The following is a 24589-nucleotide window of genomic DNA, read 5'->3' on the forward strand; positions in this document are numbered from 1 at the left end:
TATATAGCTAAGTTTTCCTTTTATTTTTTTATGAGCTTATGGGGTCGATTAACTCAGCTATTATTATTTTTATTAAATGCTTTATGTGAGCAATCCACAGGTGTTATATGACTCGAGATGAATTGAAAGTCGTTGATGACGTTCCATTCTTGTTTTGGGTAAAAGATAAAAGTGAGAAATATATTTGGGGTAACCAAAGGATATGCGAATTGGCTGGAGAGGATGTGGTTGGTAAAACTGATGTCCAATTGGCCTGGGCAGAGAATGCCAAAGCGTTACGTGAGGCTGATCAGCGTGTATTTTCCTCAGGGGAGCCCGATTACCTTCTCGAACATGTCGTTCAATCTAGCCTGGGTGAAGTTAACCTAAGTGTGTGTAAGTGGCTGGCGGATTTTGAAGGAGAGCAATGTTGTTTTGGAATTTCTTTTTCTATTAAAAAGTGATTTTGCAATACAAATAGCCCAAAATTTGAGCTATTTGATATTTATAGTAATTGATCTGGATTACCCTTCAGGTTGAAACTTTTTTAGTTCCCAATTCACCAAGCGTTCGCGCTATATCCTCTGCGCTGGTTGCCGGTTTAATATCCTTGTCAATTTTTTTAATTCGTCCATCTTTACCAATATAAATGGTAACGCGACGGGCGATATTCATTACAGGAATAAGTACATCGTACGCTTTAGCCGTTTCACCGGTGGGGTCACTGAGTAACGGGAAGTCCGCTTCGCTCTCTTCAGCAAATCGGGTGTTATCGTCAAGGTCATCTGTACTGGCCATAAAGTAGGTGACTTCATAATCTTTGATCAAGTGACCGTTTTGGGCGAGCGATTTACACTCTATGGTACAGCCACGGGTGAATGCCTTGGGAAACCAGGCGATCACAACAGCGCTTTTGCCCTGGAGGTCCGCCAATGTGTGGGTTTGGCCATCAGACCCCTGTAGAGTGAAATTTGGCGCCATTTCACCAACTTCCAGAGCGAGGGTGGGAAGGCTGATAAACGCCGTAATTAAGAAAGTCAGCAGATATTTCACGAATATTTCCCTTGTAGTTTACCGATACGCCTATGCTACTGCCCTAAGGTCTAACTGGCCAATAGCTCAGCTATAACTGCTATGCTTTATGCGCCAAAGTAAGAATATTGGTGCGTCAATGCACCGTTATGGACTTGCCGTTTTGCAGGGGCTTAAATGCGCTTTGACAGCCTTTTCTATACTCTGCCACTTTGGGCCTAGTCGCATTCGTTTTGGCATTTACCTAAGGAACCTCTGAATAACTCCGTAATGCCTCTGCGGGTCTTGAAGGCTGCAGATGTTAGGCGCAGCTCGCCGCGAATGGCTCAGTCCTTTGCAAGAGCTGCAACGCAGCAGCTGTGGCCTTCAAGGCCCGCCTTCGGGGCTTGCAGAGCGATTCACACTCCGCGTTGCGACTTCTTGAAAGGTCTGGACATTCCTGCGAAGCCGCGCCTTGATTGAGAACCGCTCTGCATGCCAGAGGTATCACGGAGTTATTCAGAGATTCCTTGATATGACAGCCGACCGATTTAATGAGCGCAAGGCATTGCTGTTGCAGGAGGTCAATACCATCCAGGCCGCATATTTAAATGCGAGCTTTTTGCAATTTGATAAGCAGGATAAGGCGCGAGACCTAATAGCTGAATATGCAAATCTCAGGGATATTGACCCATCAATCGCCGTCACTCCGGAAGATGTAGCTCGCAGTGAGGAAATTCACCAGGCTCTTTGGCGTTTGATCGAGGCGCATATCGCACAGGATTACAATGCCGATTATTTACGCCAGTTTGCCGAGCAGGTTAACGGGATGGTAGATCTGCACCGTGCCAGGGTTGTGGTTGGGCTGCAATACCGTATACCGGGTCCACTCTGGCTCTCCCTGTACTTTATGACCATTTTGGCGATGCTGGCAATTGGATACCAGTTGGGGATAAGTCGCGGGGGATCTGCCCAGGTAGTTATAGCTTTGGCCCTGACTTTCTCAACAGTGATTTTACTGGTGGCGGATTTGGATCGGGCAAATGAGGGAGCACTGTTGGTTGATCAGTCGCCGATGAGCGATCTCAATTTGCAGCTGAAAGAGCTACAGGAGGCTGCCCACTGAGCTGTTGTGCGAGCTGACTTTGCATATTAATTGGGTGGGGCGGAATTAAGGCTTTTCCGCCCCGGGGAACAGGTTAAAGATCTTCAGGTTTTTGTGGCATTAAGACATCTTCGGGATGCACAAACTCACGCATAAAAATTTCCCAGAAGGCGAGGAATAGTGCAGCGAGAAGGGGGCCTATCGCAAAGCCACTGATTCCAAACATAAACAGACCGCCGACAGTGGAGAAAAGCACTAAATAGTCGGGGAGTTTTGTGTCTCGACCCACCAATATTGGGCGTAACAGGTTATCTACCAGACTGATCACGGTGAAACCATAGGCGAGTAAAATCGTTGCCTTCATGGGTTCGCCAATAGCATAGAGGTAAATAGAAGCGGGGAACCAGATCAATGCGGCACCGACGGCGGGCAACAATGACAACAGTGTCATTAATACACCCCAAAGCACCGGTGCCGGTAGACCCAGCACCCAGAAAATAATTCCGCCCAAGCCGCCCTGGGTAATAGCGACTACCAGATTTCCTTTAATGGTTGCGCGAGTGACTTCAGCAAACTTTGCCAGCAAAAGGTGCTCGCGCTCATCACCCAGTGGTAGGGCATGGATGATCAGGTTTACCAGCCTTTCGCCATCGCGAATCAGGAAGAAGGTGAGGTAAAGCATTAAACCCAACATAACGAAAAAGTTAACAGTATTCTGTCCGACCTCAATCGCATTTTTTGCGACGAAGCTACCGGCATTCATCACTCCACCCATCAGGCGCTGCTTGGCCTCCTCGACATCCACGCCAATACTTTCGAGCGTGCTGTTAACCCTGGGGAAAGCACTGCGAATCTGTTCAAAAGATTTAGAAACATCAATTTGTCCTTCCTGGATCCGGTGATACAGAGTTACCGCTTCATTAATAAAAGAGGTGGCCACTACCAATACGGGTATCACCAATAGAACGATACACATAAACAGGGTTAGCAGAGCCATTAAATTAGGCGAATTGGGAAAGCGCTGCATCAGCAGACGGTACACGGGGTAGAAAATCAGTGCGGTGGCACAAGCCCAAAAAATAGGGGTAAAGAAGGGTTTTATTAGGAGTAAAAAAGCTACGCTGACCAATAACAAGGTCAATATAAATGAGCGCCTTTCCAGTTTTTCTTGCACTGCGACTTCCTCTGCTTCTCTTTCGGCAGCCCAGTGGTAGGGCGCCTAATTTTTGCTCTATCTAAGCAGATGCAGTGGGGTTTTACCAGCGCCTATATCCGCACGTATCCACGTGAAATCGAATGCCCCGATAGATTCCGAGGCCCATTTGCCACTCGCGGCCGTTGCGCTTGTGGATATCCCTCAGTACGGGCACCAATTGCTCTCGGGAGAACTTCTTTTTCGGAACTATATCCAGCCCGCAGAAATGCAGATGTTTACTTCCCTTGGAACCCCCGGCTTTACGGTTGTAATCCACTGTGCGCCACCCGGAGACCACTGTTACCGGGCCGACGCGGGGCACTATTTCCCGCTCGATTACCCGCAGAGTATTTACGATGCCCCACCAGAGCTCCTTGGGAGGGATGGCGAATGCGGGTTCGTCCAAATCCTGCCAGTCACTGCCCTGACGCAATAGCTCATAGGGTTGCACAACCTGTTCAACCCGGTTGGAGCGCAGGAATTTTTTGAGTTGAGTAAAGCGTGCATGGTTATTGCCTTTGCTCAGGAAGCGGCTGAATGCCCTCTCGGAAGCTGCCGGATAGCCCTGGATATCGTAAACCTCCGGGATCATTAGCAGCGGTAGGATATCGATAGGGGATTTCACCCGGTCATCAGCCTCGCGCGCTCGTTCGTAAGTAAAAACAAATAGACCGGTGAGAATTGCCAGTGCGATTGCCCCAATGATGATGATCCGCCGGCGCAGTTGACGCTGGCCGATTTCTACGCACTCTTTGTTACTTTGCATAACCATCGGGCAGCTCCCTCAATTACCAGGTGCGATAGCCACAGGTATCGACATGAAACAGGACATCGTCAATCAGGCCCATCCCGACATTGCTATCGGGACCGAGGCGTGCGTGCAGTGTGCTTAGCTCTTCAGCGAGTTCGTTTTTACCGATATTGGAATTCGGAATTAAGTCCAGCCCGCAAAAGTCACGGTGGCGGGGCTGGTCTTCGGTCGCCAGTTTTCGGTTGTAGGCATCAGTGCGGTAAGCGGAAACCACAGTGACAGGGCCAATTAGCGGTATTACCTGGTCTCGTACCAGGGTGAGGGTTTTCACAATATTGGACCATTGGTCCCTGGGTGGTATGGCGAATGGGGGTTCCCCCAGTTCCAGCCAGTCCCCCCCCTGTCGCAGAAGATCACGAATAGGAAAAACCTCAGCGACACCCCGGTCCCGAAGCAACTGATTGAGTGCTTGTACGCTGGAGCGGTTACTGCCCTCTCGCAGGAATTTGTTAAAGGTCTCCTCGTTGGCGAGGCGATAGCCACGCTGCTCGATATAGGACTTCTCTTGCGAGGAGAGGAATAGATAGAGCCAGAGGGTAAACAGGATGGCACTGAGTATTAAAGTGAGGGCACTGACGACCACCCGATTGACTCTTTGCCCGGGCGGCTTGTGTGGGAACAGAGTTTCGAAGCGAGTAAACGAGTTACCTGCGGACATAGTGCTCGCGATTGCTGCTGAGAGAGTTTTTCCTCCGACGCTAAAATCGTCGGCGCCTGTTTACTCACTATAGCCGCAAAAATCGACGGGCTGCGGGCTTGGGATCAGCCACAAAAAAAGCCGCTGCTCCCGGGGGAGCAGCGGCTTTTGGGTCACGGACAGCGCACTGTGCCCGACAACCTCTACTTAGGCTTTAGGGCCTGCATTTTTAACGTCTTCGCTGACATTGAACTTCTCAATGTTCTCGGCGAACAGCTTGGCCAGCTTGCCTGCCTGATCGTCGTAAGCAGCTTTGTCAGCCCAGGCTTCACGAGGGTTCAGGTAAGACTTGTCCACGCCGGGCACTTCCATCGGGATATCCAGGTTCAGGGCATCCAGGTGCTCAGTGGCAACGGCTTCCAGGGCGCCGCTCTGGATAGCGGCAACGACAGCGCGGGTTACCGGAATCGGGAAGCGCTTGCCGTTGTCGCCGGAGCCGCCGGTCCAACCGGTGTTTACCAGGTAGACCTTGGAGCCGAACTCTTCGATGCGCTTCATCAGCAGGTCTGCGTATTCGCGCGGTGCACGGGGCATAAACGGCGCGCCAAAGCAGGTGGAGAAAGTCGGGTGGATACCGGCCTCTGCGCCCAGTTCGGTGGAGCCTACGCGGGCGGTGTAGCCAGACAGGAAGTGGTAAGCCGCAGCCTCTTTGGAGAGGATGGATACCGGTGGCAGTACGCCGGATACATCGCAAGTCAGGAAGATAACATTCTTTGGCTCGCCGGCGCGGTTTTCCAGCTGACGCATTTCGACGTGTTCCAGCGGGTAGGAGCAGCGGCCGTTTTCAGTCAGGCTGGTGTCGCAGTAGTCAGCAGTGCCGTGATCGTTGGTTACCACGTTTTCAACGATGGCGCCGAAGCGGATGGCATCCCAGATTACCGGCTCATTTTTCTGGCTCAGGTCGATGGTTTTCGCGTAGCAGCCACCTTCCATATTGAAGACGGCACCCTTGGTCCAGCCGTGCTCATCGTCACCGATCAGGTAGCGCTCGGGATCTGCGGACAGGGTGGTCTTGCCGGTACCGGACAGGCCGAAGAACAGGCAGGTATCGCCATCTTCGCCGACGTTAGCCGCGCAGTGCATTGGCATTACGTCTTTTTCTGGCAGCAGGAAGTTCTGTACGGAGAACATGGCCTTCTTCATTTCGCCGGCGTAACGCATGCCGGCCAGCAGTACTTTGCGCTGGCCGAAGTTGATAATTACGCAGCCTTCGGAGTTGGTGCCATCGCGCTCGGGCTCACAGACAAAGTGAGGAGCGTGCAGGATTTGCCACTCTTCCTTGGACTTGGGGTTGTACTTTTCGGCGCGGATAAACATGTTGCGGCCGAACAGGTTGTGCCATGCAGTTTGGGTGGTCACTACCACTGGCAAGTAGTGGTCTTCATCCTGGCCCACATGCAGGTGCTGAACAAAAGTATCGTGACCAGCAACAAAAGCCTCTACACGATCCCACAGGGCGTCAAACTTATCCTGCGGGAAAGGACGGTTGACGTTGCCCCAGGCGATGCTGTCGGCAGTGGAGGGCTCTTCTACAACAAAGCGGTCAGCCGGGGAGCGACCGGTGCGTGCGCCGGTTTCAGTCACCAGAGCGCCTGTATCTGACAGCTTGCCCTCGCCGCGCGTCAGAGCCTGCTCTACCAATTGTGCCGGTGATAGGTTCTTGAAGACCATCGCGGAGTCGTCGATCTGTGCCATTCGTGGAATACCCGTGAAAGTTGGACAGTAAATAAAATGGGGCTGCCCAAGGTTTAGACAGCCGTAGAAAATTTTGGGGGCGCATTATTGCAAAATTCAAAATATGCGGATACCAACTATGGCTATTTTGTAGTCAATGACAGCGCTGTCATGGAAAATAATGTCGACCTAAATTCACACCATTTATGGCTGCACCCCTGATTATTCTTTTTTTGAATTTAATGGGGGGGATTAGGGGTGTCAGGTGGTAGGGCTGCGCTGAGGATTCGGCGGTTGCGCAGCCCTTCGAGGATCAGTGAAGAGTGTGGGGGGGAGCGTTGAGGAGCGACTCAATTTGATCCCGGTCAAAGCGGTACTGGGTGTTACAGAATTGGCAGTCCGCGATAATCTCACCCTGCTGCTCTTCCAGCAGGCGGTAGACATCCTCTGCACCCAGGGAAACCAACGCGCGGGCGCTGCGCTCTCTCGAGCAGCTGCACTTGAAGCGAATAGTGTCGGTACCCAGGGTTGCCGGCTCCAATTGGTGGAATAGGCGGTGAATCAGCTCTGGGTGGGGAACGTTAAATAACTCCTCGTCAGTTACGGTCTCCGCTAAGTGAATCGCTGTTTCCCAGGCGTCCTGATTTTCCTCTTCCGTGGCGGCATTATTGCCCGGCAGAATCTGCAACATAAGACCGGCGACGGTATTGTCACTGCTTTCCAGCCATACGCGGGTAGCCAGCTGTTCCGATTGCTTAAAGTAGTCTTCCAGGCAGCCGGCCAGGTTGTCCTGCTCCATGGGAACCACACCTTGATAGCGCTCACCGCGCTTTGGCTCAAGGGTAATGGCCAGGGCTCCACGGGGGCCGATCATATCGCGCAGGGTGGCGTTTTCGTCGATTTGTGCACCCTCGGCAACTCGGGCGATGCCGCGCAGGTCGCTGTGGTGAGTGCACTCCGCCATAATCATCGGCACATCGCCTTCGCCACGGGCCTGGAGGCTCAGGACACCTTCGAACTTCAGTGTGGTTGAAAGCAGGCTGGCTGCAGTGAGGAACTCCCCCAGCAGGCGGGCTACTGGCGTAGGCAGCGGGTTGTGTTCCAGTACATCGCGGTAGGAATCAGTAAGTGTCACCACCTGTCCGCGAATATCGTGTTTGGAGAAAATAAAGCGTTCCAGCTGATCGGACATAGGTCGGGGGCTCTCGGTATTAAAACCGCAGGATTTTAGAGGTGGATATGCCTAAATGGTAGCTGTCGCTGAGTAATGGGGGGAAGCCGCGCCCCTGGGGGCCGGCTAACTTATCCGCAATAGCGGTTGACCTGGCGTTGATAGTCGAGTGCCATCTGTTCGCGCTCCCGCTCTGTGCGGCGTACTTCCTTGCCATTGTCGTCAAAAAATACGACCCGGCCCTGTAATATTTTTAGGTTTCTGCGGGCCTTGCTACAGGCCTTGTCCCTTTGTTGTTGTCTTTCCTGCGCTTCACGATTTAAGCGCTCCTGGTATTGACGTTCGATATTCCGCGGCTGTTCCGATTGGCTGCGCCTGGGTGCTGTGGTGGCATCGGCAGAATTAATGGGGGTCAGGTTGCCAGAAATATCCTTGGCCTCTGCGTGGGCCGGGGGGCGGTCACCAAAGTGCACCCGGCCATCGTCGTCGACCCAGCGATACAGTTCCCCTGCATTAACGTTGGCGGTCAGGAGCAGACCGCCAAAAAAGCTGGATAAGTACAGTAACTTTATGGGCATCCTTTGCCTCTCCCGATGTTTATTCTTCTTTATTGGCCAGCTGGCTGAACAACCCCTGTGAATGGCGCTGGGGGATATGGTAGGTCTGCAGTATCAGAGGCTGCTGTTCCTGGGCCTCTGCCGAATCCAAGACCATCCGGTATCCAGAGCGGTCGCGCAAATCTACAAAGTCCTGCTTGTTGCCTTCCATCAATTGAGCGAACTCGTCGAAGTCCTTGATGCTGTGGCCATTTACTGAGTCGATGATCCAGTTCTTCCAGTCGTGGTAACCGAGGTTCACATTGGCAGGCAGTACTTTCAGGGCGACGACCAGCTCGCGGCGTTCCTCGTCACTCCATTGATTGCGGGCATAGAGGTAGTCAATAGGCGCCTTGGAGTGCCAGTTTTTGCCCCAGCGTTTGATCAGGTTCATATTCAGGGGCACAAAGACAACACCGCCGTAGATATAGTAGCGGGGCTGGCGGTCAAATTGCTCTCCCAGCACCATAGCGCGTGAGGGAGGTGTTGCGGCCAGCGTGACCTCAGCGGTCTGCTCTTTACCATCGCGGGAGAAGCGCACCGGTAAACGTTCACCGACATGGTGGCGGTCCACGGCGTAGTGGTAGTTGGTGCGCTGGTTTTCCCTCCACTCCACAGTCCGGTCCGCCGCTACTTTAAAGCCATCGACTTCGAGCAGGACATCGCCGGGTTTGAACACTTCGGCTGCGGGGGAGTTGTCGAATACTTTAACGACCATGGCACCATCCTGGTCTTCCTCGAGACCGGCGGCCTTTTTCATCGATGGGCTTTCCAGGCTCTGGGTTACCAGTCCCAGTTCGGGGAACCCTTGGTGCACATTGTCCTTGGCATCTTCTAAGACATGAGCGATCACGCTGGGGGGGACAAAGTAACCCAGGTTTTCAGCGCTCTGGTTGGTTTGCATGGCCACGCCGACGATGCGGCCATTGGAGATAACCGGACCGCCGCTGTTGCCCGGGTTGATGGCCGCATCTATCTGGCCCGCCATCAGGTAACTTTCCGCATGGGCATAATATTGGTGCTCCACGCGGGAGAGTACTCCGCGGGTAATCGAAAGGGATTTGCCACCAATTGGGTAGCCGTAGACGGTGACCTCTTCCTGCAGGTCGGGTAATTTTCCGAGGGCCAAAGGGCGGGTATCGTTGAAAAAGCTTTCGTCATCGACGGTCAGCAGGGCGAGGTCGGCATCGTGGGAGACAAATTTCACTCGGGCGCGGAATTTCTTTGCATCGCCGTGGCGCTGTACCTGGATAAAGCTGCCGTTGGCCACTACGTGTGCGTTGGTCAGGATTTGCTGGTTGCGGATGACGGCACCGGAACCGGACAGCTGCTTGGGGTTGAGCAGGGCCCAGGGATTGAAATAATCCGGGGCGGCGGCGGTGGTGTAAATCTTGATGATTGAGCGCTTGAGCTGCTCGTGTTCTCGGCTGTCTGCTAGGGCGGTTTGGGTACCGAGCAAAACCAGCAGGGAAATGGCGATCAGTCGTTTCAACATGGCTGTTTTCTATCCGGTTAAGTGGGGGCAGTTTAGCAGCTAAAGTGGGAAATGGCGGAAATTTCACCACTTTTGTCTGCTGAGTCTACTCTTGTTCCCGCAGGAAGCGGTGTATCTGGCGGCGTTGCTTTTTATTGGGCCGCTCCTGTTGTATCCCGGCATTGGCTGCCTGTCGCTCGGTTTTCTCTTTTTCCCGACGGGCGATACTGTCTTCGGTCTCGCGGTATAAGGTGCGCGCAATCTCGGCGCCGCGCCGCTGATCCGATAGAGCGATTACTTCAACTTCCAGTAAATCCCAGCCCTGGCGGATGCTCAGTTTGACACCGGTAGTGACTTCCTTGCTGGCTTTGACCCGCTGGCCATCGGCGTGGACTTTTCCACCTTCTATCGCCTGCTTGGCAATGCTGCGAGTCTTAAAGAAGCGTGCGGCCCAGAGCCACTTATCGATACGTACTTTTTCCATGGTTTCCTTGTGAAATCAGGCGGACCCGGTGTCCAGTCTGCTGCGGTTAAAAGCCATGATCTCATCAAAATGATGGATCGCCGGGAAGTTGGTGATTTCCCGTTTGGGCCCGCGGCTATCCGGTTGGCGAATACACAATAGGTGGGCGATACCGTAGTCCTGGGCCGCGCTCAGAACAGATTGGTTATCGTCGACAAACAGGGTGTTCTCCGGGTCAAATTCCAGGTTATCTCGCAGAGAGTCCCAGAAATTGGCACTCTCCTTGGCATGTCCATAATCATGGGAGGAGATGATGCCGTCAAACCAGCGGTCGATACCGGTGATCTCCAGCTTGTGATCCAGCCCTTGACGGTGCGCATTGGTCACGAGGTAGGTGGGCTTTTGCAGTTGTTGCAGGCCGCTCAGAAACGCCTCAGTGTGAGGGCGCAGGGCGATGCGGGTCTCGATCTCGCGCAATATGCTGAGGATATCCAGCTCCAGTTTTTCCGCCCAGAAGTCCAGGCAGTACCACTCCAGCGTACCGCGGCGGGCATTGATCTCAGCCTCGAGCTTCTGCTGGGCTTCCTGTGGGTCAAAGCCGTGGACTTCAGCGTAGCGCTGGGGCAGGTGCGTGAGCCAAAAGTGGTTGTCGTAATGCAAATCCAGCAGGGTGCCGTCCATGTCCAGCAATACGGTATCGATACTTCGCCAGTCGAGCATGGGAGCTGTCTACCTCTTTGAGATGGGGCGGGAAGACAAGTTTAGTTGGCTTGCCACTGCCTTCCCGGATCGTTTGCATTATGCCTGGGCGCGGTGGATTCCGTACAGGATACATAGTTGCGCACTGTAGTAGGTGAGCATAATGGCGGCATCGGCTAGTGGTAGTGGGGTGATGAACTTGTTAATAGCAATCAATGTGTCTGAAGCCATAAAGATGACTGCCCCGGAAAATAGCAGGGTGGAGTCGCCCTTGTGCATTGCGGCTGCGACCGCCATGGCGAGGATAGCCAGCAGGTAAGCCATTACTGCCGGTGCTAAGTCCCCTGCAGCAGGGAGGATAATTTGCGCCAAAAGCAGTGCGGCAATCACTACAGGCAGTGTCCGAATAAGGTTGCGCCGATTGGGGGGCTCCGCAAAACGAAGGAAGCCCAGCGCGTAGATTAGCTGGGCAATGAGAAAAGCACCCAGTCCAAATACAAAGTGTTGGGGGAATTGCATTTCGAGGATTACATCCCCGATGGCGGAGAAAGTGAGGGCTAGGAAAGTGAACAGTAGGGTTTTGCCCCGCAGCTCCAGTCTGGCAATCATCATTAAACACAGTATCGGCAGCGCTTTTAGCGCGGGCATCCACAAGTTATCCAGTTTCCAGGTATCCAGAAAGATGAATAAAGTGGCACTGGCCAGGAACATCGGTACCAGGTAATTGCGAAAGTTGTGCTGGGGTGCGGAATTTTCTACGGACATAGGTACTTACCTTATTTTTATTTTGTATACCTCCCCATCAATTTAACGGTTTTCCTTCGCATCATCGATAGCTTGTACTCTCTAATTCCAATTGAGTTTTCTCCAGTGCCGGCCGCGGGACATTTCTGGGGTAATATGGAGCATCGAAAATACATGCCCGGCAGTTGTTTGCCTTGAGCACTAGTCATGGAGAGCCTCACCGATGAAAGCGGCCAATATTCTGGAAACAATCGGCAATACCCCTCACGTAAGAATCAATCACCTCTTTCGCCCCGATATAGAAGTTTGGATGAAGGTAGAGCGCTTTAATCCGGGCAGCAGTATTAAGGACCGAATTGCCTTGGCGATGATTGAGGATGCGGAGCGTCGTGGAGCCCTGCAGCCCGGTGGGGTAATAATCGAACCGACCTCTGGTAATACGGGAATTGGACTGGCGATGGTTGCTGCCGTGAAGGATTATCGCCTGATCCTGACCATGCCGGAGTCTATGTCGGTAGAGCGTCGCCAGGTCATGAAAGCAATGGGCGCAGAATTGGTCCTTACACCTAAAGAGCGCGGTATGGGCGGCGCTATTGCTAAGGCGGAGGAGTTATTGGCCTCACATGCAAATAGCTGGATGCCCCAACAATTTAATAACCGCGCCAATGTCCAGGTGCACCGGGATGTTACCTCCAAGGAAATCTTGGCAGACTTTCCTGAGGGGCTGGATTATATGATTACCGGTGTAGGTACTGGCGGGCATATCACAGGCTGTGGCGAAGTCTTAAAAGAGCACTTTCCAAAATTACAGGTCTATGCGGTAGAGCCGGAGAAATCACCGGTGATTAGCGGTGGAGAGAAAGGCCTGCATCGTTTGCAGGGTATCGGCGCCGGCTTTGTACCCCAGGTACTCAATACGGAAGTACTCGACGGTACTGTATTGGTGAGTGAGGAAGACAGTTTTGCAATGGCGCGTCGTTGCGCATTAAAAGAGGGAATTTTTGTGGGTATCTCCTCCGGTGCCAGCCTTGCGGCCCTGAAAAAGCGCGAAGGGGAGATGGATGCGGGCAGCCGGGTACTGGTGTTCAGCTATGACACTGGTGAGCGCTATCTGTCCGTTCAGGACCTTTTCTCCGCCTAAGATTTTATAATGGTGAATTCAAAGAGTATGGAGTTGTAATGGATAAAGCACTTATGGAGCAGGTGATAGATATCTGCAAACGCGCGGGAGAGGCGATTCTCGAGGTTTATCACAACAGCGCTGAGTTGGAAGTCGAGACAAAGAAAGATGATTCCCCAGTAACTGCCGCAGATCTGGCCGCTCACAAAGTACTGGAACCGGCGTTAGCACAGCTTATCGAGGGAGTACCGGTTTTATCAGAAGAGCAGGAAATGCCCTCGTTCGAAGAGCGCAGTCAGTGGCAGCGTTACTGGATTGTCGATCCGCTCGATGGCACCAAAGAATTTATCCGACGCAACGGTGAATTTACCGTAAATGTCGCATTAATCGAAAATGGCGAGCCCGTTTTGGGGGTGGTTTACGTACCGGTACTGAATATCACTTATGCCGGCTGCAAGGGCGAAGGAGCCTTTAAGCGCGATGCCAATGGCGAAATTGACATTCGGGTGCGCCCACTGAAGCCGCGCCTGGATAATAGTGAAGTTGTTGAGCTTGTGGCCAGCCGCAGCCATGGAACTGGCACCGTCGACCAGTTGGTACAACGTATCGAGTCTGAACTGGGTGCTGTCGAGTGCAAAAATATGGGCTCGTCGCTGAAATTATGCCTGGTTGCTGAGGGTGCAGCAGATTTGTATCCGCGCCTCGCTCCTACTTGCGAGTGGGATACTGCGGCAGCTCAGGCTGTAGTTGAAGCAGCAGGTGGTATTGTTGTGGACGAAGAGTTTAATTTGTTGCGCTACAACACTAAAGACTCTCTGCTGAATCCCTTTTTCTATGTAATTGGCGATTCTTCTTTTGATTGGCAATCCCTACTGCTGGATAAGTCCGCTGCTTAGGGTGTGACACCAATAAACATATAGAGAGTATATTTGTGCCTCCACCACCACTGGTGGAGGCTTTAAAGGGGATCTGGATATTTCCAAATTCAGGAGGCTCACTGATGTCTGGACCCGATCTGCGCTTTAACCAGGATAAAGGTGAAATTCGCTGTTTGCGTCGGGAACTGGAGGAGGAAATAAACTGGTTGCAGCGGCATTTTGAAGCCCTCTCCAATGCAGTCGATGCAAATGATATTGCGTTGCGGCGCACCTATAACAGCATGCTATTTTCCCGCCGGGCCCTATTAGGTAGAATGCCCCGTTAACTAAATTCCAAATATTTTCTTGTGTGAAAAACTGTAGTGCTGCAGGTTTTAATTTGAATACGGCAGTTCTTCCTACTCAGTGCTGTCACTTATAGTGTTGAATCTGTGCCAGCGCGAAATATTATTTCCCAGCTAATTAGCTAATTTCCTTGCCAAATTCCCCCGTAAAATGTAAAGCAGTCTACGCTTTGGAAAGCTAATACATAAGAGTATTTTTCAATGCGCTACCCGGTTGTGGTGCACAATATTGAATATGCCGGATTTGGTGCCATTGCACCGGATCTGCCGCATTGCCACTGCTATGCCGATACCCTTGAGGGGACCCTGCAAAAAATGGCTGAAACGATTTTTCAGCGGTTGGAAGAGCTCCGTCAGGCTGGACAGCCAATGCCGCAAGCAGGTGATGTAGACAACCTGAAGAAAAACCCGGCTTTTGTAGGAGGCGTCTGGGCCATTATTGATGTAGAAACAACTTGAAATAATTCACTGAGCTTGAACTTGATGACTGGCTTTTTGATGTGAGTGGCGATGATAAAGCTATCCGTCTACCTGCTTTCCTTTTTTATAGCTGCGTCCAGTTATGGATTCGAGGCGAATAATCCTTTTGATGGTGTCGCCACGGGAGAGTACCGGATTATCGGTACCGTTGGTTTTGGGAGTGGCGAGCAGCAGTTAAATAAGCAGCGGGATTCTTTTGGCTATGTCAGCCTTGGAATTACGCCGGCGGTAGGAGTCTGGCAAGTTGAGCTGCGGGCGTCACATTTTGATGATAATCATGTCACAGTAGATCAGGTAGGTTTAAATTTTAAAATTGATTTTACCCTGAATTGTCACGTTCAATGTCTCTATTGGATGGTGGGATATAATTATGCCGATGTGGATTTGAACAATGTTATAAGAAGAGGCTATTGGTATCGAGAATACCCACCATTTTATCCGGATGATCGATATATCTATATTATTGATGCCAGTGGCAGTGATACTTTTTGGAATGCCGGAGTGGGTTACCGAATTATGTGGACTCAGGATTTCGATACTTCATTAGAGTATAACTACAATAATATTGGCAAAATAGAACGTGTTAACCTCGGGCATCTGCGTACCCTGAGTTTGAATTTTTCCTACCGCTTTTAGTATGCCCTCCGCCTTTTAACCTATTTTTCTCAATAATTTATTCGTAGAAATTTCTTAATTAAATACTGATTTTTTTAGAGAATGGAAAAGGGGCCCTGAGGCCCCAATAGCTTTTAAATTCGATAAATGGCTTTCAGCCAGAAAGTGCGTCCCGGTTCGTTAACCCGAGTCAATTGATCGAAACCAATAATATTGGCTCCAGAGCGACTGATATGTTCAGCGTAAGTCTCATCGAATAGATTATCGATACCGGTAGTCACCAGTACACTTTTACTGGGTTTCCAGCCGGCATTGATGGAAACGACGTTGGCAGAGTCGGTTGCACCAATATCCTGACCAACAATATTGCCTTTGCCGATATCCACCCGGTCCTGGCTTGCGATAGCGCGCCATAAAACACCTGCTGACCACTGGGCCTGTTCATAGTAGAGTCCCAGGCGGCCCTCCAGAGGCGGCAGTTGTGCCAAGGTAGTGCCATCGGTTTCGTTGGCACCGCGAACAGATGTTACGGTGAATTCAGTGCGCCACTGCTCGTTGAGCTGATATGAGGAGTCAAACTCCAAACCCCAGGAGCGCGCCTGGATGTTTCTGACAATGGAGGTAGTGCGAGTATCGGAGGAGTCCATACCATCCATATTCATACTACCCATAGAGTCCATGCTACTCATTACTGCCGCTTTTTCGTAATCCTTCTCAATCATCAGGTAGTCATCAATCTGATTGACGAATCCGGAGACACTGGCAGAGTGTTTTTCACCGCGATAGATATAGCCGATATCCAGCTGGGTGGTCTTTTCTGATTCGATATCCAGTGCGCTGTAGGAGTCAGCTGTCTCGTAGGAGAAAATTTCCCAATAATCGGGGAAGCGCTCAGTGTAGCCGAGCCCGGCAAAGAGTGTGGCAGAACTATTGGGGTCACTCTCGAGACCATATTCATAGCGCAGGAAGCCGCTGCTCAATAGCTCTGAGCGAGTTTCTCCCCCAGTGGGGTTATCCACTGAGGACATCATGGATAGAGCAACTTCATCGCGAAGGTCTTTTACTTCCCAATCATCCACTCGTGCACCGGCGATCCAGCGTTGATTGGCTGCGACTTGCCAGCTGATCTCAGAAAATAACCCCAGCTGGCTAAATTCGGCATCGGCCTCTCGCTTCATATTCCGGTAGTCCATGTTGGACTGGTTCATGGTCGAGCGGCCGGTGTGGCGATTTTCCCGGGCATCAATTCCACTGGTCAATTCCACATCGTCCATAGGCGTAAACACCAGAGCCATCTTGATACCTGTGGTCTCACTATCGAGATTCATGACCATGGGGGTAGCGGTGCTGGATAGCTCGCGCAGGCTGTAGTTATCCATGATGTGGTCGATATAGTTGTAGTAGGCCTGGAGCTCAATTGAGTCGAGCCAGCTACTGATATTGCTGCGGACATATTTCGCTTTGTGGCTCTCACGGGCAAACTTGGAACCGTCGACTCCCCGATCTGCATAGGCAGCTTCACCATCGCTAAATGCAGTATCAAACTCGACCCGGGTATCGTCGCTGGGTGTCCAGGCCAAATTGACCTGGCTGCTCCAGCGCTCATAACTGGAATTTACCTCATTGCCATCCCCGTCTTCGTAGTCGTCCGCAGATGCCGAGGTCGAGGAGCTGCGGATAGAAAACTGCGGCGAACTATAGGAGATATCGAATAGACCATCGCGACGCTCGGCACTGGCGCCGAGCAGGCTCGCATGCATATTCCAGTCGCTTTCAGTGGGGCGTTCCTGCTGCTGATTAAATACAACTACGCCGGCGGAATTTCCCGGGCCATAGAGGACGCTCTGTGGCCCTTTAATAACTTCAATTTCGTCCATTGCCTCGGGAAAAATATAGGCTGTAGGTGGGTCCATTCGGCTGGGACAACCACCCGCCATTGTTTCTCCATCCACTACCATTCCCAGGCGCGAGCCCCCCATTCCGCGAAGCATCGGATCGCCACTGGTACCGCCTTTACGCACTACGGAAAATCCCGGAATTGTTTTCAGGTAGTCGGCGCCGTCATTGGCAGGTAATGGCTGACGGGGTTTTTTCGGGTCGGTTACCAGGTTGAGGGGGAGTTCAGTCTTTACCCCAGTAACCACCATTTGTTCCATTTCACTATCTTTTAATGGTTCTGGCTCTTCGGATTCTTCCGCTGCGAGATGTGCTGAAAAGGTACAGCAGGCAGCGAGTGCCAGGCTGAGAGGTTTTTTCAGAAAAATTTTTGCGTTGATGCTCTGATGCATGGTTTTCAATCCTTTTCGCTGGCGTTTCGAACACGCAGCAGTGAGCGCGCAGGCCTGAGTAATATTTGGCGCACGCGACATATCCCCACCTGAAAAAGTGGTCGTATTTTGGCAAGACCCAAAGCGCTGAAAATGTTAAGACAGCAATGAGACTGGCGGTCCACAGCGAACTGCGGAGTGATGATGTTGGAATAAAAAAGGAATTAAACTGGGGGGGCGCGAATCAGTGGGCGGCTGTAAGCGTTAGAGATAACGTGGAAAAAAGCCGGATAAGAGGGCGGTTGAGTAAAACCGGTTAGGACTATTTCCAGTTCTGTTGTTGGTGCGCTGGCAATACTGGCAGCGGCGGAAAAATTACAATGGTTATCGGCAAATGAGTGAGCGGTAAGCGTATCGTGGTTGTGGCTTGAAGAGAGGTCGCCGTGATGATCGCTGTGGGAATTCGCTTTGAGGGCATTGAGCAATAATGCGCTGCGACTATCGCCATGGCAGAGCCCATAGGGCGTTCCCGCTGCAAAATCTGCCGGCATAAAACCGGCAGGAACCAGGCCTCGCGCGCTGAGAAATACCAGCAATAGCAATAGCGCCTGCCACTGGGACAGACGGGAATAGTATTGGGTGGTGCGCTTACCGCTCATAAATAAGAAGGTCTGTACTTTGCCCGGGCCCATTTTAAATACCCGGAGATGAGTAACAAGAGGTTAACGGGTGATACAGCAAAGTGCCACTGCCCCAAGTTAACTTTTGCGAACTAATACGAGGTAAATTGAGCTTTATCAGGTTTTGTTGGAATTTAATTTCTTTTCGTCAGCGCATTCTAAAAATAAATCTAATTTTGCTGGAAGCTAAAGGTTCCAGGAGGTAGCGCGCTCAATAAGAGATTCCCGGGATTGGGGAGAGTTCCCGGACAGCCCTGGATTATTGCGAGTAGTGGGAAGGTTATAGAGAAGGTTTAAATAGTGGGGGCTCGGAGAGTCCCCACTCGGTGAATTTGACGATTCAGATTCTGCCGCTGCGCTTTAGGCGCCAATAGGCCTCTACCAGAGACTGGTGCAAAAGCTCCGGCCTCGAGTCAACCACTATGACATTGTGTGCCTGCAAATGCTGAAGTAATTGCTCCCTGCGGCGCAGGAAGTCCCTCGCTGCTGCGCTGTTTACTGCACTATCAAAGTTCTGAATCGGCTGTTGCAGCAATTTGTCCACAGAAGTCTCCCGCAGACTGGCAATCATCACCAGGTGATTGCGCGACAGCAATTTGACTGCGGCTAGGAGTTCATCACTATCTTCATCGCGCAAGTTGGTAATCAGGATTACCAGGGCACGGCGCTTGTGGTGGGCCATCAGCTGTTGTGCGGCGCTAGTGTAATCTGCGCTACTGGTGCCAGAGTGGAGGTCGTAGACATTATTCAACAGTAGGTTGATCGCACTTTCGCCTTTTACTGGAGGCAGCTGTCCACCACTGCTCTCCTGTGCCGCAGCAAATGCCTGCAAGCCGACCGCGTCCCCCTGTTTGATGGCGACATAAGCTGAAAGTAGCAAGCCATTGAGTGCGTGGTCAAAGTGGCTCAGCTCGCCGTCTTTAGCGCGCATCCGGCGGCCGCAATCCAGCATATAAATAATTTCCTGGTCGCGTTCGTCCTGGTATTCACGGCTGATCAGTTTGCGCAGCCGTGAGCTCGCTCGCCAGTCCACCTGTCGCTGGCTGTCTCCCTGGCGGTATTCCCGCAGTTGGCGGAAGTCCATGCCCTCACCGCGACGCTGCTGCTGGTGCAACCCCATCAGGCGCAGGCTCTGTTCGGTGGAGAGAGATTGCAGCGAGGAGATACCGAGAAAATTGGGGTAGACCTTGACGGTCTGCTCCTGTCCCAGCCATACCCTTGTCTGCCAGAGTCCCCAGGGAGAGTTGGCCAGTACCTCGATTCGTCCGAAAGAGGCGCTGCCGCGGCGGCGGGGTACCAGATCGTACTCGATGGTGATTTCCTGGTCCGGGTTAAGTTGTGCGGAGCGCGGTAGCCCTGTCGATCCCAGTTGCTGTGGGATTGAGTCGGAAACCTGGAGTAATAGTGGGCGTGGGCCGGTATTGTGAAGTTTTAGCCGCGCAGTATTGCGTACGCCCAGGGCCAGGTTGCCTGGCAATCGCCGCAGCCCCTGCAGACCGGTTACACGGCAACCGGTGAGATAGTCCAGCAGGGTGGCACTGATTAACAGGGCACTCGCTCCCCACCAAAGGTTGCCGATAAATGAGCTGGCTTGCGGAAACCAAATTCGCGCTGCTGTAATTGCCAGAGCTGCCAGGCACCAGTAGCCGAGCAGTTTGACCAGGCGCGGACTCGGGCCGGAGCGACCGCTTTGTGCTGGTGCTGCCTGTTGCTCTGTTGCAGCTACAGTCTGTGTCACAGTCGCGGCGCCTCAACACTGTCGATAATCATTGCCAGCGCCGTGTCAGCAGTTTCACCGTCAATTTCCATATCTGGAGATAGGCCGATACGGTGGCGCATTACCGGGATGGCCATGGCCTTGATATCATCCGGCAGTACAAATTCCCGTCCCTGTAACAGCGCATTGGCGCGAGCTGCTTGCAGCAGGCCGATACTGGCGCGTGGGCCGGCAGGGCTGCGCAGCTGCGGTGATTGGCGGGTGGCGCGCACCAGCCGCACGGCGTAATTCAATACCTGTTCGTCCAAGCCCACCTGGGGCACCAGGGCCTGAAGTTGCTGCAATCCCTCGACAGTAACTTCCCCGGCCAGCTTTTCCTGCAGGCTGCGCTCAATTCGGCCACTGCTGGCGGCGGCGGCCAATTTCAGTTCCGCTTCGAGGCTGGGGTAATCGATGAGGACTTTTAGCAGGAATCGGTCCAGTTCCGCCTCTGGCAGCGGGTAGGTACCTTCCTGCTCGATGGGGTTTTGAGTGGCGAGTACCATAAATGGGCTGGGTACTTTCAGTGCCTGGCCGTCGATAGTGACCTGCTTCTCCTGCATCACTTCCAGCAGGGCGGCCTGGGTTTTGGCGGGGGCGCGGTTGATTTCATCCGCCAGCAGCAGGTTGGTAAATACCGGCCCGCGACGCACCTCAAAGCGGCTCTCTCCCATGTTGTACATGGCGTGGCCGGTAACGTCGGCGGGCATCAAATCCGGGGTAAACTGGATGCGGCGGAAATTGCCGCCAAAGCAGTTGGCCAGGGTGCGCACCAGAAGGGTTTTGCCGAGTCCGGGTACACCTTCGAGCAGTACGTGGCCAGAAGCCAGCAGAGCTACGAGTACCTGGTCAACCACCTGCTCCTGGCCAATCAGCAACCGGTTGATATTGTTGCGCAGTATCTGAAGTTTGGCGGACGCAGCCTGCCAGTCAGGTGACAGCCCCGTGGTTTGTTGTTCTGGTTGAAGGGTGGTCTCGTTCATAGGACTGCCTCAATTCGCTGCAGATTACGCATGTGTTCAGTAAATGTTTCTTCGGTTGTGGGGGGCTTGCCCCACAGGGTTTCAACTATTAGCCGTTCATCCATACCGGTGGAGGCACAGAGCTTGTCGCACAGTTTGCGTTTTTTAGTGGCGTTGATATGGGTGGCGCCAAGGCGACGTAGAAGTTCTTCCCGATGGCCGCGCAGAAGGGTTTCCCCCTGGTCGTCCTGCCAGTAGTAATGGCCGCAGGCGGATATATGTTCTAGCAGAGAACGGCGGGACACTTCTGGCTCCGGCTGCAAGGGGCCGAAGCGGCGCCCGTGTAGTAATAGCCAAGCGAGTAAGGCCAGTGCGCCGGCGAGAAAAAACTCTGCAGCGTATTGACGAGCAACCTTAGAAAGGGTTTCAAAGCGGGGGCGGGTGAGAAAGACAAACTCTCCTTCGCCGGCCAGCAATTGTAAGAAATAGGCGTGATCGAAGTGGCCAATACGCTGGGACTGCCACAGGGTACTGTCAGTCATCAAGGTAATCACACCGTTGCCGCGCTCGAACTGCATAAACGGTACGCCGACATCATCGCGTCGTACCTTAGCCCAGAAAACAGGCCCACCGTCGATAGTCTCGTCATTAAACGAAGGGTGGTAGAGCAGGTGGCTGGCACCGAGGTATAGCTGTATTTCGCTGCCGCCCTCAACAGGCAGGGTTACCAGATCCTCTTCTGACACATCGGGGTTGCGAGGCTCCTCTTGTTCCTTCGGCTCATCTTCCGTTTCGCCTTCGTCCAGTTTGCGATTGTGCTCCCGCATGGCATCAGCGGGGCTCTGCTCAGGCTCGAGTACCGCATCCTCCCCGAGCAGTTGCTCCAGGGTTTCTTGCAGTTCGAACTTGTTGTGCCCCTCTTCGATAGAGACGTCCATGGACTCAAGTAGCCAATCGCGGTTTTCACTGCGCCCGGAGTCGCTGTCGAAGTTGCCGGTATAGGCTACAACGATGGCGTGGCCACCGCGCTCGACCCACTCTAGAAGTTCTTGGGCCTTGGTGGGGTTATAGACCTGGCTGGAGCTGTTGATAAACAGGGTGGCATCGGAGGAAAGGCCTTGGAGTACAGATATATTATCTGCCTGATGCGGCGCCAGTTGGATATCGGTGAGGTATCTTTCTGCTGCCAGGTAGGGATTTCGTCTGGCTTCCATGCTCCAGCCGCTGTCGATCTCCTTGGAGTAGCGCTCGTAGAAAGTGAGGAATAGCCATACAAGTGCCACGCCACTTATGACTAGGGCTGCCAACAGAATTCTCTTAGCGGTCATTGCCAAATTCCTCCTGCCATTGGCTACAAAGTGAGCTTACCTGAGCCTCTTTTGGCGGCCGGTGGGCATAGGCAAGCTGCTGCCAGTTTGCAGTAAGCTCTTGTACAAATTGACTCAGGGCGGGACTTACTGGGCGCTGTACTTCATTCGGCTCCTGTTGCCTTACTTGTACCAGCTGTGCGCATTCACTTTCGGTAAGGTGATCGCCAAAATAAAACTCGAAGTCTTCAATCAGGTGAGAGAGGGTGGCGCGGTACAATAGTCCCAAACTGGCTCGCTTGTCTCCCTCTGTCCACAGGCGCATGACCTCCGCGCAAACGTCATCGGGCAGACTCGATTGGCGTACATCCAGGCCGAATAGGGTTTCGGGGACGGGCTGCTTTTTCTTTGGCTTAGGCTGCCATTTCAAGCTCTGAAGAATTTTATCGTGATGTCTCCAAAGCAGATAGCCCAGGCCGAATACCAAGCCAATCCAAAGCAGCAGCTCCAGGATTTTCGCAATTGTTGGGCCCCATTTAACTTCATCGTCAACTTCAGGCGTATCTTTAGAGTTCTCAAAAAGCCATTCGATAAAGTTAATTAACCACTCGGGGAACTTTTCTTTGACGGCTTCTGTTTCAGATTTGTCTTTTTTGCGCCAACCACTGATCTCTTTCATTTGATGAAATTCATCGCCAGCGAGGATTTCGTCAATATGCTCTTGGGCCTGCTGCGGGGTTTCCAAAGATGCGGCGCTGGCGGGGGGCGCTGGAATTAATGAGCCAAAGGTGAGCCCGCAGATCAGGATTAGCGCAGCAGTGCTTGGTTTTCTTCTGCGGTGGGACTCCTGTTCACGCTGCTGGCGTTCCAGCAGGTCCCGAAACTGGATTTCTATATCCCAGCCTTCCAACTCAATACGACGGCCAATATAAAGGCAAAATCCGCTAACGATATAGAAGGGGGCTACTGCTGCCATAACAAACAGGTAGAGTCCGTTATATATCCATTCCAGCCATTGAGTATCCCCTTGGAGCAGAGGGATCCAATCGATCCCATCGGAATACTGTTCAGGGATAAACAGAAATGCCATCACACTTAATGCGGCAAGTAGAAATATCTCAATATGGTAAAGCGTTAGTGTTAGCCAGGTGGCGGCCCCAGAGTGTTTGCGGTGCAGTACCCCAAGGCGCGAGGTACGGGCCTTACCTGTGGATTGCTCCAGCACGGTGACTGGCATATCGAAAGAGCGTGTGGGGCTCAGCCGACGGAGGGTAAGCCACATAAACCAGTCGCGACGATTCTGGCTAAAGAAATGCTTCAATGCCTCACCAATGGATACCGGTGAGCCAAATAATGCGCGGCTGATCATAAACAGGGGCAGCCGATCAAATACGGGTTTCAGCCACCAAATAAATAAGATGGAGAGCGTTGGTGACTCTGGAAACAGCCAATAACACAAAGCAAATAGCGGTGCTGCAGGCAACAGGTAGACTATAAAAAGTTGCCACCAGTATTTTCGTGCCAGGGCGATACCGAGATCGACAGACTCCCAGGGAGAGCGCAAGCGGGCTCGCACTGCCAGATTCTTAATTTGCATGAGTTGCGCCCTCCCTGCGTCCCGCCAGGATAAAGTACGCAAAGACCAGTACCCAAAACAGGGCGCCTACCCCGAGCTTGATCGCAATCGGTGTGCTGGCACTGGAGGACCAGAAGGCTTCAAGGAAAGCGGCAATCACCAGCATCAGGAAAGTGCCGTACATAATCTTCATTGCTTCGACAGCGGCCAGGCGCAGTGCGACCGTGCGCCGGTGTTGGCCCGGATCCACTAGAGAGCGTCCCAATATCAGGCCCGCTGCTCCCGCCAGTACTATGGCGGTCAACTCAAAGGCGCCGTGGCCAATCACAAATGGGTAGAAGGTGGAGACAAAGCCCACCCGGGTGATATGCCCAAACGCTGCGCCAATATAGATGCCGTTAAACACCAGGAAGAAAATTGAGCCCAGGCCAAACAGTACACCGCCGGCAAAGGTGCGAAAGGCGATGCCAATATTGTTTTTGATATAAAAACCGAACATGAACAGGTCGGTATCAGAGCCGCGCTCGCGGCCCAGTACCCGGTTGCCCGGATCATACATGGATTCAAAACCCATAACCTGTTCCGGTGACATTACTGCGTACACCAGGGCATCGTTGTTGTAAGTGCCGACTCCCAGGATCAGGCCAGGTATTAAAAACAAAGCGGATGCCAGCAGTACTGCGCGGCTATTAGCGCGCACGGCTTGGGGAAAACCTGCCAACAAATAGTGCAACCATCCCTTGCGGCGCAAGGTTTCCTGGCGGTAGACACGGTGATGTGCCGCCATAACCAGCTGGTTGAGGTGGTCTATCAGGCGGTTGGTATATTGCCGCTCCTTTGCCATTGCCAGCTGCTGGCAAAGGTTGCGGTAGGCGACGGGTAGGTCCAGGGCCGCAACTTCGGACTTGTTCCGATCCGCTTTGAGCCAGGCTTCTAATTGCTCCCAGCTGTCGCGGTAGCGATTCTCAAAGTCTCTCTGCTTCAT

25 protein-coding genes are annotated in these 24589 nt (G+C 52.7%); 7 read left to right on the plus strand and 18 right to left on the minus strand.

Translation table 11 applies throughout. The features are described 5' to 3' along the window. Window positions 1–107: 107 nt before the first annotated feature. Window positions 108–443 carry a PAS domain-containing protein gene (locus tag ACJJIL_RS00155; protein WP_444906941.1) on the plus strand — a complete coding sequence of 112 codons (336 nt, stop codon included), beginning with the start codon at window positions 108–110 and terminating at the stop codon, window positions 441–443. Window positions 444–510: 67 nt separating this feature from the next. On the opposite strand, the gene ACJJIL_RS00160 is transcribed toward ACJJIL_RS00155, so the two are convergent. Further along, window positions 511–1032, minus strand: a complete 522-nt coding sequence (locus ACJJIL_RS00160) for a peroxiredoxin family protein (RefSeq protein ID WP_444915240.1) — start codon at window positions 1030–1032, stop codon at window positions 511–513. 493 nt (window positions 1033–1525) lie between these two features. Between ACJJIL_RS00160 and ACJJIL_RS00165 the strand changes: the two genes are divergently transcribed. Beyond that, complete coding sequence (locus tag ACJJIL_RS00165) at window positions 1526–2116, plus strand: bestrophin-like domain (protein ID WP_445360893.1); 591 nt, start codon at window positions 1526–1528, stop codon at window positions 2114–2116. A gap of 73 nt (window positions 2117–2189) precedes the next feature. Here ACJJIL_RS00165 and ACJJIL_RS00170 read toward each other — a convergent pair whose 3' ends face one another. From ACJJIL_RS00170 to ACJJIL_RS00215, 10 genes are all read right to left on the minus strand, one after another. After that, window positions 2190–3269 carry an AI-2E family transporter gene (locus tag ACJJIL_RS00170; protein ID WP_413663709.1) on the minus strand — a complete coding sequence of 360 codons (1080 nt, stop codon included), beginning with the start codon at window positions 3267–3269 and terminating at the stop codon, window positions 2190–2192. Between the two features lie 82 nt (window positions 3270–3351). Further along, entirely contained in the window at window positions 3352–4062 is a 711-nt protein-coding gene (locus ACJJIL_RS00175) for a D-Ala-D-Ala carboxypeptidase family metallohydrolase (protein WP_444895775.1), read from the minus strand. Between the two features lie 16 nt (window positions 4063–4078). Continuing rightward, the gene (locus ACJJIL_RS00180; protein ID WP_445360894.1) at window positions 4079–4759 is read right to left on the minus strand and encodes a hypothetical protein; all 681 of its coding nucleotides are present in this window, start codon (window positions 4757–4759) and stop codon (window positions 4079–4081) included. Window positions 4760–4945: 186 nt separating this feature from the next. Further along, window positions 4946–6493, minus strand: coding sequence for a phosphoenolpyruvate carboxykinase (locus ACJJIL_RS00185; protein ID WP_445360895.1), 1548 nt, complete (start codon window positions 6491–6493; stop codon window positions 4946–4948). Window positions 6494–6785: 292 nt separating this feature from the next. Beyond that, a complete protein-coding gene (gene hslO, locus ACJJIL_RS00190) occupies window positions 6786–7664 on the minus strand; it encodes an Hsp33 family molecular chaperone HslO (protein WP_445360896.1) in 879 nt (292 codons plus the stop codon). 110 nt (window positions 7665–7774) lie between these two features. Next, window positions 7775–8221: a DUF4124 domain-containing protein gene (locus tag ACJJIL_RS00195; RefSeq protein WP_445360897.1), complete on the minus strand. Its 447-nt coding sequence runs from the start codon at window positions 8219–8221 to the stop codon at window positions 7775–7777. Window positions 8222–8240: 19 nt separating this feature from the next. Then, complete coding sequence (locus ACJJIL_RS00200; protein ID WP_444915245.1) at window positions 8241–9734, minus strand: S1C family serine protease; 1494 nt, start codon at window positions 9732–9734, stop codon at window positions 8241–8243. Window positions 9735–9819: 85 nt separating this feature from the next. Further along, window positions 9820–10197, minus strand: coding sequence for an Hsp15 family ribosome-associated heat shock protein (locus ACJJIL_RS00205; RefSeq protein WP_444915246.1), 378 nt, complete (start codon window positions 10195–10197; stop codon window positions 9820–9822). Window positions 10198–10212: 15 nt separating this feature from the next. Further along, window positions 10213–10896, minus strand: a complete 684-nt coding sequence (gene yrfG / locus ACJJIL_RS00210) for a GMP/IMP nucleotidase (RefSeq protein ID WP_444926194.1) — start codon at window positions 10894–10896, stop codon at window positions 10213–10215. 78 nt (window positions 10897–10974) lie between these two features. Further along, complete coding sequence (locus ACJJIL_RS00215; RefSeq protein ID WP_445360898.1) at window positions 10975–11640, minus strand: lysoplasmalogenase; 666 nt, start codon at window positions 11638–11640, stop codon at window positions 10975–10977. A gap of 202 nt (window positions 11641–11842) precedes the next feature. On the opposite strand from ACJJIL_RS00215, the gene cysK reads away from it, so the two are divergent. From cysK to ACJJIL_RS00240, 5 genes are all read left to right on the plus strand, one after another. Next, entirely contained in the window at window positions 11843–12760 is a 918-nt protein-coding gene (cysK, locus tag ACJJIL_RS00220) for a cysteine synthase A (protein ID WP_444918511.1), read from the plus strand. Between the two features lie 38 nt (window positions 12761–12798). Continuing rightward, window positions 12799–13635, plus strand: a complete 837-nt coding sequence (gene cysQ / locus ACJJIL_RS00225; protein WP_445360899.1) for a 3'(2'),5'-bisphosphate nucleotidase CysQ — start codon at window positions 12799–12801, stop codon at window positions 13633–13635. 104 nt (window positions 13636–13739) lie between these two features. Then, entirely contained in the window at window positions 13740–13943 is a 204-nt protein-coding gene (locus ACJJIL_RS00230) for a hypothetical protein (RefSeq protein WP_108734878.1), read from the plus strand. A 219-nt stretch (window positions 13944–14162) separates the two neighbouring features. Further along, a complete protein-coding gene (locus tag ACJJIL_RS00235) occupies window positions 14163–14420 on the plus strand; it encodes a type II toxin-antitoxin system HicB family antitoxin (RefSeq protein WP_108734877.1) in 258 nt (85 codons plus the stop codon). A 51-nt stretch (window positions 14421–14471) separates the two neighbouring features. After that, window positions 14472–15077: an outer membrane beta-barrel protein gene (locus tag ACJJIL_RS00240; RefSeq protein WP_238152084.1), complete on the plus strand. Its 606-nt coding sequence runs from the start codon at window positions 14472–14474 to the stop codon at window positions 15075–15077. Between the two features lie 113 nt (window positions 15078–15190). Here ACJJIL_RS00240 and ACJJIL_RS00245 read toward each other — a convergent pair whose 3' ends face one another. From ACJJIL_RS00245 to ACJJIL_RS00275, 7 genes are all read right to left on the minus strand, one after another. Next, complete coding sequence (locus ACJJIL_RS00245; protein ID WP_445360900.1) at window positions 15191–17425, minus strand: TonB-dependent copper receptor; 2235 nt, start codon at window positions 17423–17425, stop codon at window positions 15191–15193. A gap of 122 nt (window positions 17426–17547) precedes the next feature. Next, a complete protein-coding gene (locus ACJJIL_RS00250; RefSeq protein ID WP_445360901.1) occupies window positions 17548–18015 on the minus strand; it encodes a hypothetical protein in 468 nt (155 codons plus the stop codon). A 328-nt stretch (window positions 18016–18343) separates the two neighbouring features. After that, window positions 18344–19741, minus strand: a complete 1398-nt coding sequence (locus ACJJIL_RS00255) for a DUF58 domain-containing protein (protein ID WP_445360902.1) — start codon at window positions 19739–19741, stop codon at window positions 18344–18346. Then, window positions 19738–20742 (minus strand): AAA family ATPase, encoded by a 1005-nt coding sequence (locus ACJJIL_RS00260; protein WP_445360903.1) that lies wholly within the window; start codon window positions 20740–20742, stop codon window positions 19738–19740. Before ACJJIL_RS00260 ends, ACJJIL_RS00255 begins: the two co-directional genes overlap by 4 nt. After that, window positions 20739–22049 carry a DUF4350 domain-containing protein gene (locus ACJJIL_RS00265; protein WP_445360904.1) on the minus strand — a complete coding sequence of 437 codons (1311 nt, stop codon included), beginning with the start codon at window positions 22047–22049 and terminating at the stop codon, window positions 20739–20741. The genes ACJJIL_RS00260 and ACJJIL_RS00265 overlap by 4 nt, the downstream gene beginning before the upstream one ends. Next, window positions 22039–23625 (minus strand): DUF4129 domain-containing protein, encoded by a 1587-nt coding sequence (locus tag ACJJIL_RS00270; protein ID WP_444906956.1) that lies wholly within the window; start codon window positions 23623–23625, stop codon window positions 22039–22041. Before ACJJIL_RS00270 ends, ACJJIL_RS00265 begins: the two co-directional genes overlap by 11 nt. Then, entirely contained in the window at window positions 23615–24589 is a 975-nt protein-coding gene (locus ACJJIL_RS00275; protein ID WP_413663692.1) for a stage II sporulation protein M, read from the minus strand. The genes ACJJIL_RS00270 and ACJJIL_RS00275 overlap by 11 nt, the downstream gene beginning before the upstream one ends.

This window comes from Microbulbifer maximicatervae (SeqCode), from assembly GCF_052468095.1.

Coding starts and splice junctions, on each gene's coding strand:
- ACJJIL_RS00155 (WP_444906941.1), top strand. CDS start 108: ATGACTCGAGATGAATTGAAAGTCGTTGATGACGTTCCATTCTTGTTT.
- ACJJIL_RS00165 (WP_445360893.1), top strand. CDS start 1,526: ATGACAGCCGACCGATTTAATGAGCGCAAGGCATTGCTGTTGCAGGAG.
- ACJJIL_RS00175 (WP_444895775.1), bottom strand. CDS start 4,062: ATGGTTATGCAAAGTAACAAAGAGTGCGTAGAAATCGGCCAGCGTCAA.
- ACJJIL_RS00180 (WP_445360894.1), bottom strand. CDS start 4,759: ATGTCCGCAGGTAACTCGTTTACTCGCTTCGAAACTCTGTTCCCACAC.
- ACJJIL_RS00185 (WP_445360895.1), bottom strand. CDS start 6,493: ATGGCACAGATCGACGACTCCGCGATGGTCTTCAAGAACCTATCACCG.
- hslO (WP_445360896.1), bottom strand. CDS start 7,664: ATGTCCGATCAGCTGGAACGCTTTATTTTCTCCAAACACGATATTCGC.
- ACJJIL_RS00195 (WP_445360897.1), bottom strand. CDS start 8,221: ATGCCCATAAAGTTACTGTACTTATCCAGCTTTTTTGGCGGTCTGCTC.
- ACJJIL_RS00200 (WP_444915245.1), bottom strand. CDS start 9,734: ATGTTGAAACGACTGATCGCCATTTCCCTGCTGGTTTTGCTCGGTACC.
- ACJJIL_RS00205 (WP_444915246.1), bottom strand. CDS start 10,197: ATGGAAAAAGTACGTATCGATAAGTGGCTCTGGGCCGCACGCTTCTTT.
- yrfG (WP_444926194.1), bottom strand. CDS start 10,896: ATGCTCGACTGGCGAAGTATCGATACCGTATTGCTGGACATGGACGGC.
- ACJJIL_RS00215 (WP_445360898.1), bottom strand. CDS start 11,640: ATGTCCGTAGAAAATTCCGCACCCCAGCACAACTTTCGCAATTACCTG.
- cysK (WP_444918511.1), top strand. CDS start 11,843: ATGAAAGCGGCCAATATTCTGGAAACAATCGGCAATACCCCTCACGTA.
- cysQ (WP_445360899.1), top strand. CDS start 12,799: ATGGATAAAGCACTTATGGAGCAGGTGATAGATATCTGCAAACGCGCG.
- ACJJIL_RS00230 (WP_108734878.1), top strand. CDS start 13,740: ATGTCTGGACCCGATCTGCGCTTTAACCAGGATAAAGGTGAAATTCGC.
- ACJJIL_RS00235 (WP_108734877.1), top strand. CDS start 14,163: ATGCGCTACCCGGTTGTGGTGCACAATATTGAATATGCCGGATTTGGT.
- ACJJIL_RS00240 (WP_238152084.1), top strand. CDS start 14,472: ATGATAAAGCTATCCGTCTACCTGCTTTCCTTTTTTATAGCTGCGTCC.
- ACJJIL_RS00245 (WP_445360900.1), bottom strand. CDS start 17,425: ATGTCGCGTGCGCCAAATATTACTCAGGCCTGCGCGCTCACTGCTGCG.
- ACJJIL_RS00250 (WP_445360901.1), bottom strand. CDS start 18,015: ATGGGCCCGGGCAAAGTACAGACCTTCTTATTTATGAGCGGTAAGCGC.
- ACJJIL_RS00260 (WP_445360903.1), bottom strand. CDS start 20,742: ATGAACGAGACCACCCTTCAACCAGAACAACAAACCACGGGGCTGTCA.
- ACJJIL_RS00265 (WP_445360904.1), bottom strand. CDS start 22,049: ATGACCGCTAAGAGAATTCTGTTGGCAGCCCTAGTCATAAGTGGCGTG.
- ACJJIL_RS00270 (WP_444906956.1), bottom strand. CDS start 23,625: ATGCAAATTAAGAATCTGGCAGTGCGAGCCCGCTTGCGCTCTCCCTGG.
- ACJJIL_RS00275 (WP_413663692.1), bottom strand. CDS start 24,589: ATGAAGCAGAGAGACTTTGAGAATCGCTACCGCGACAGCTGGGAGCAA.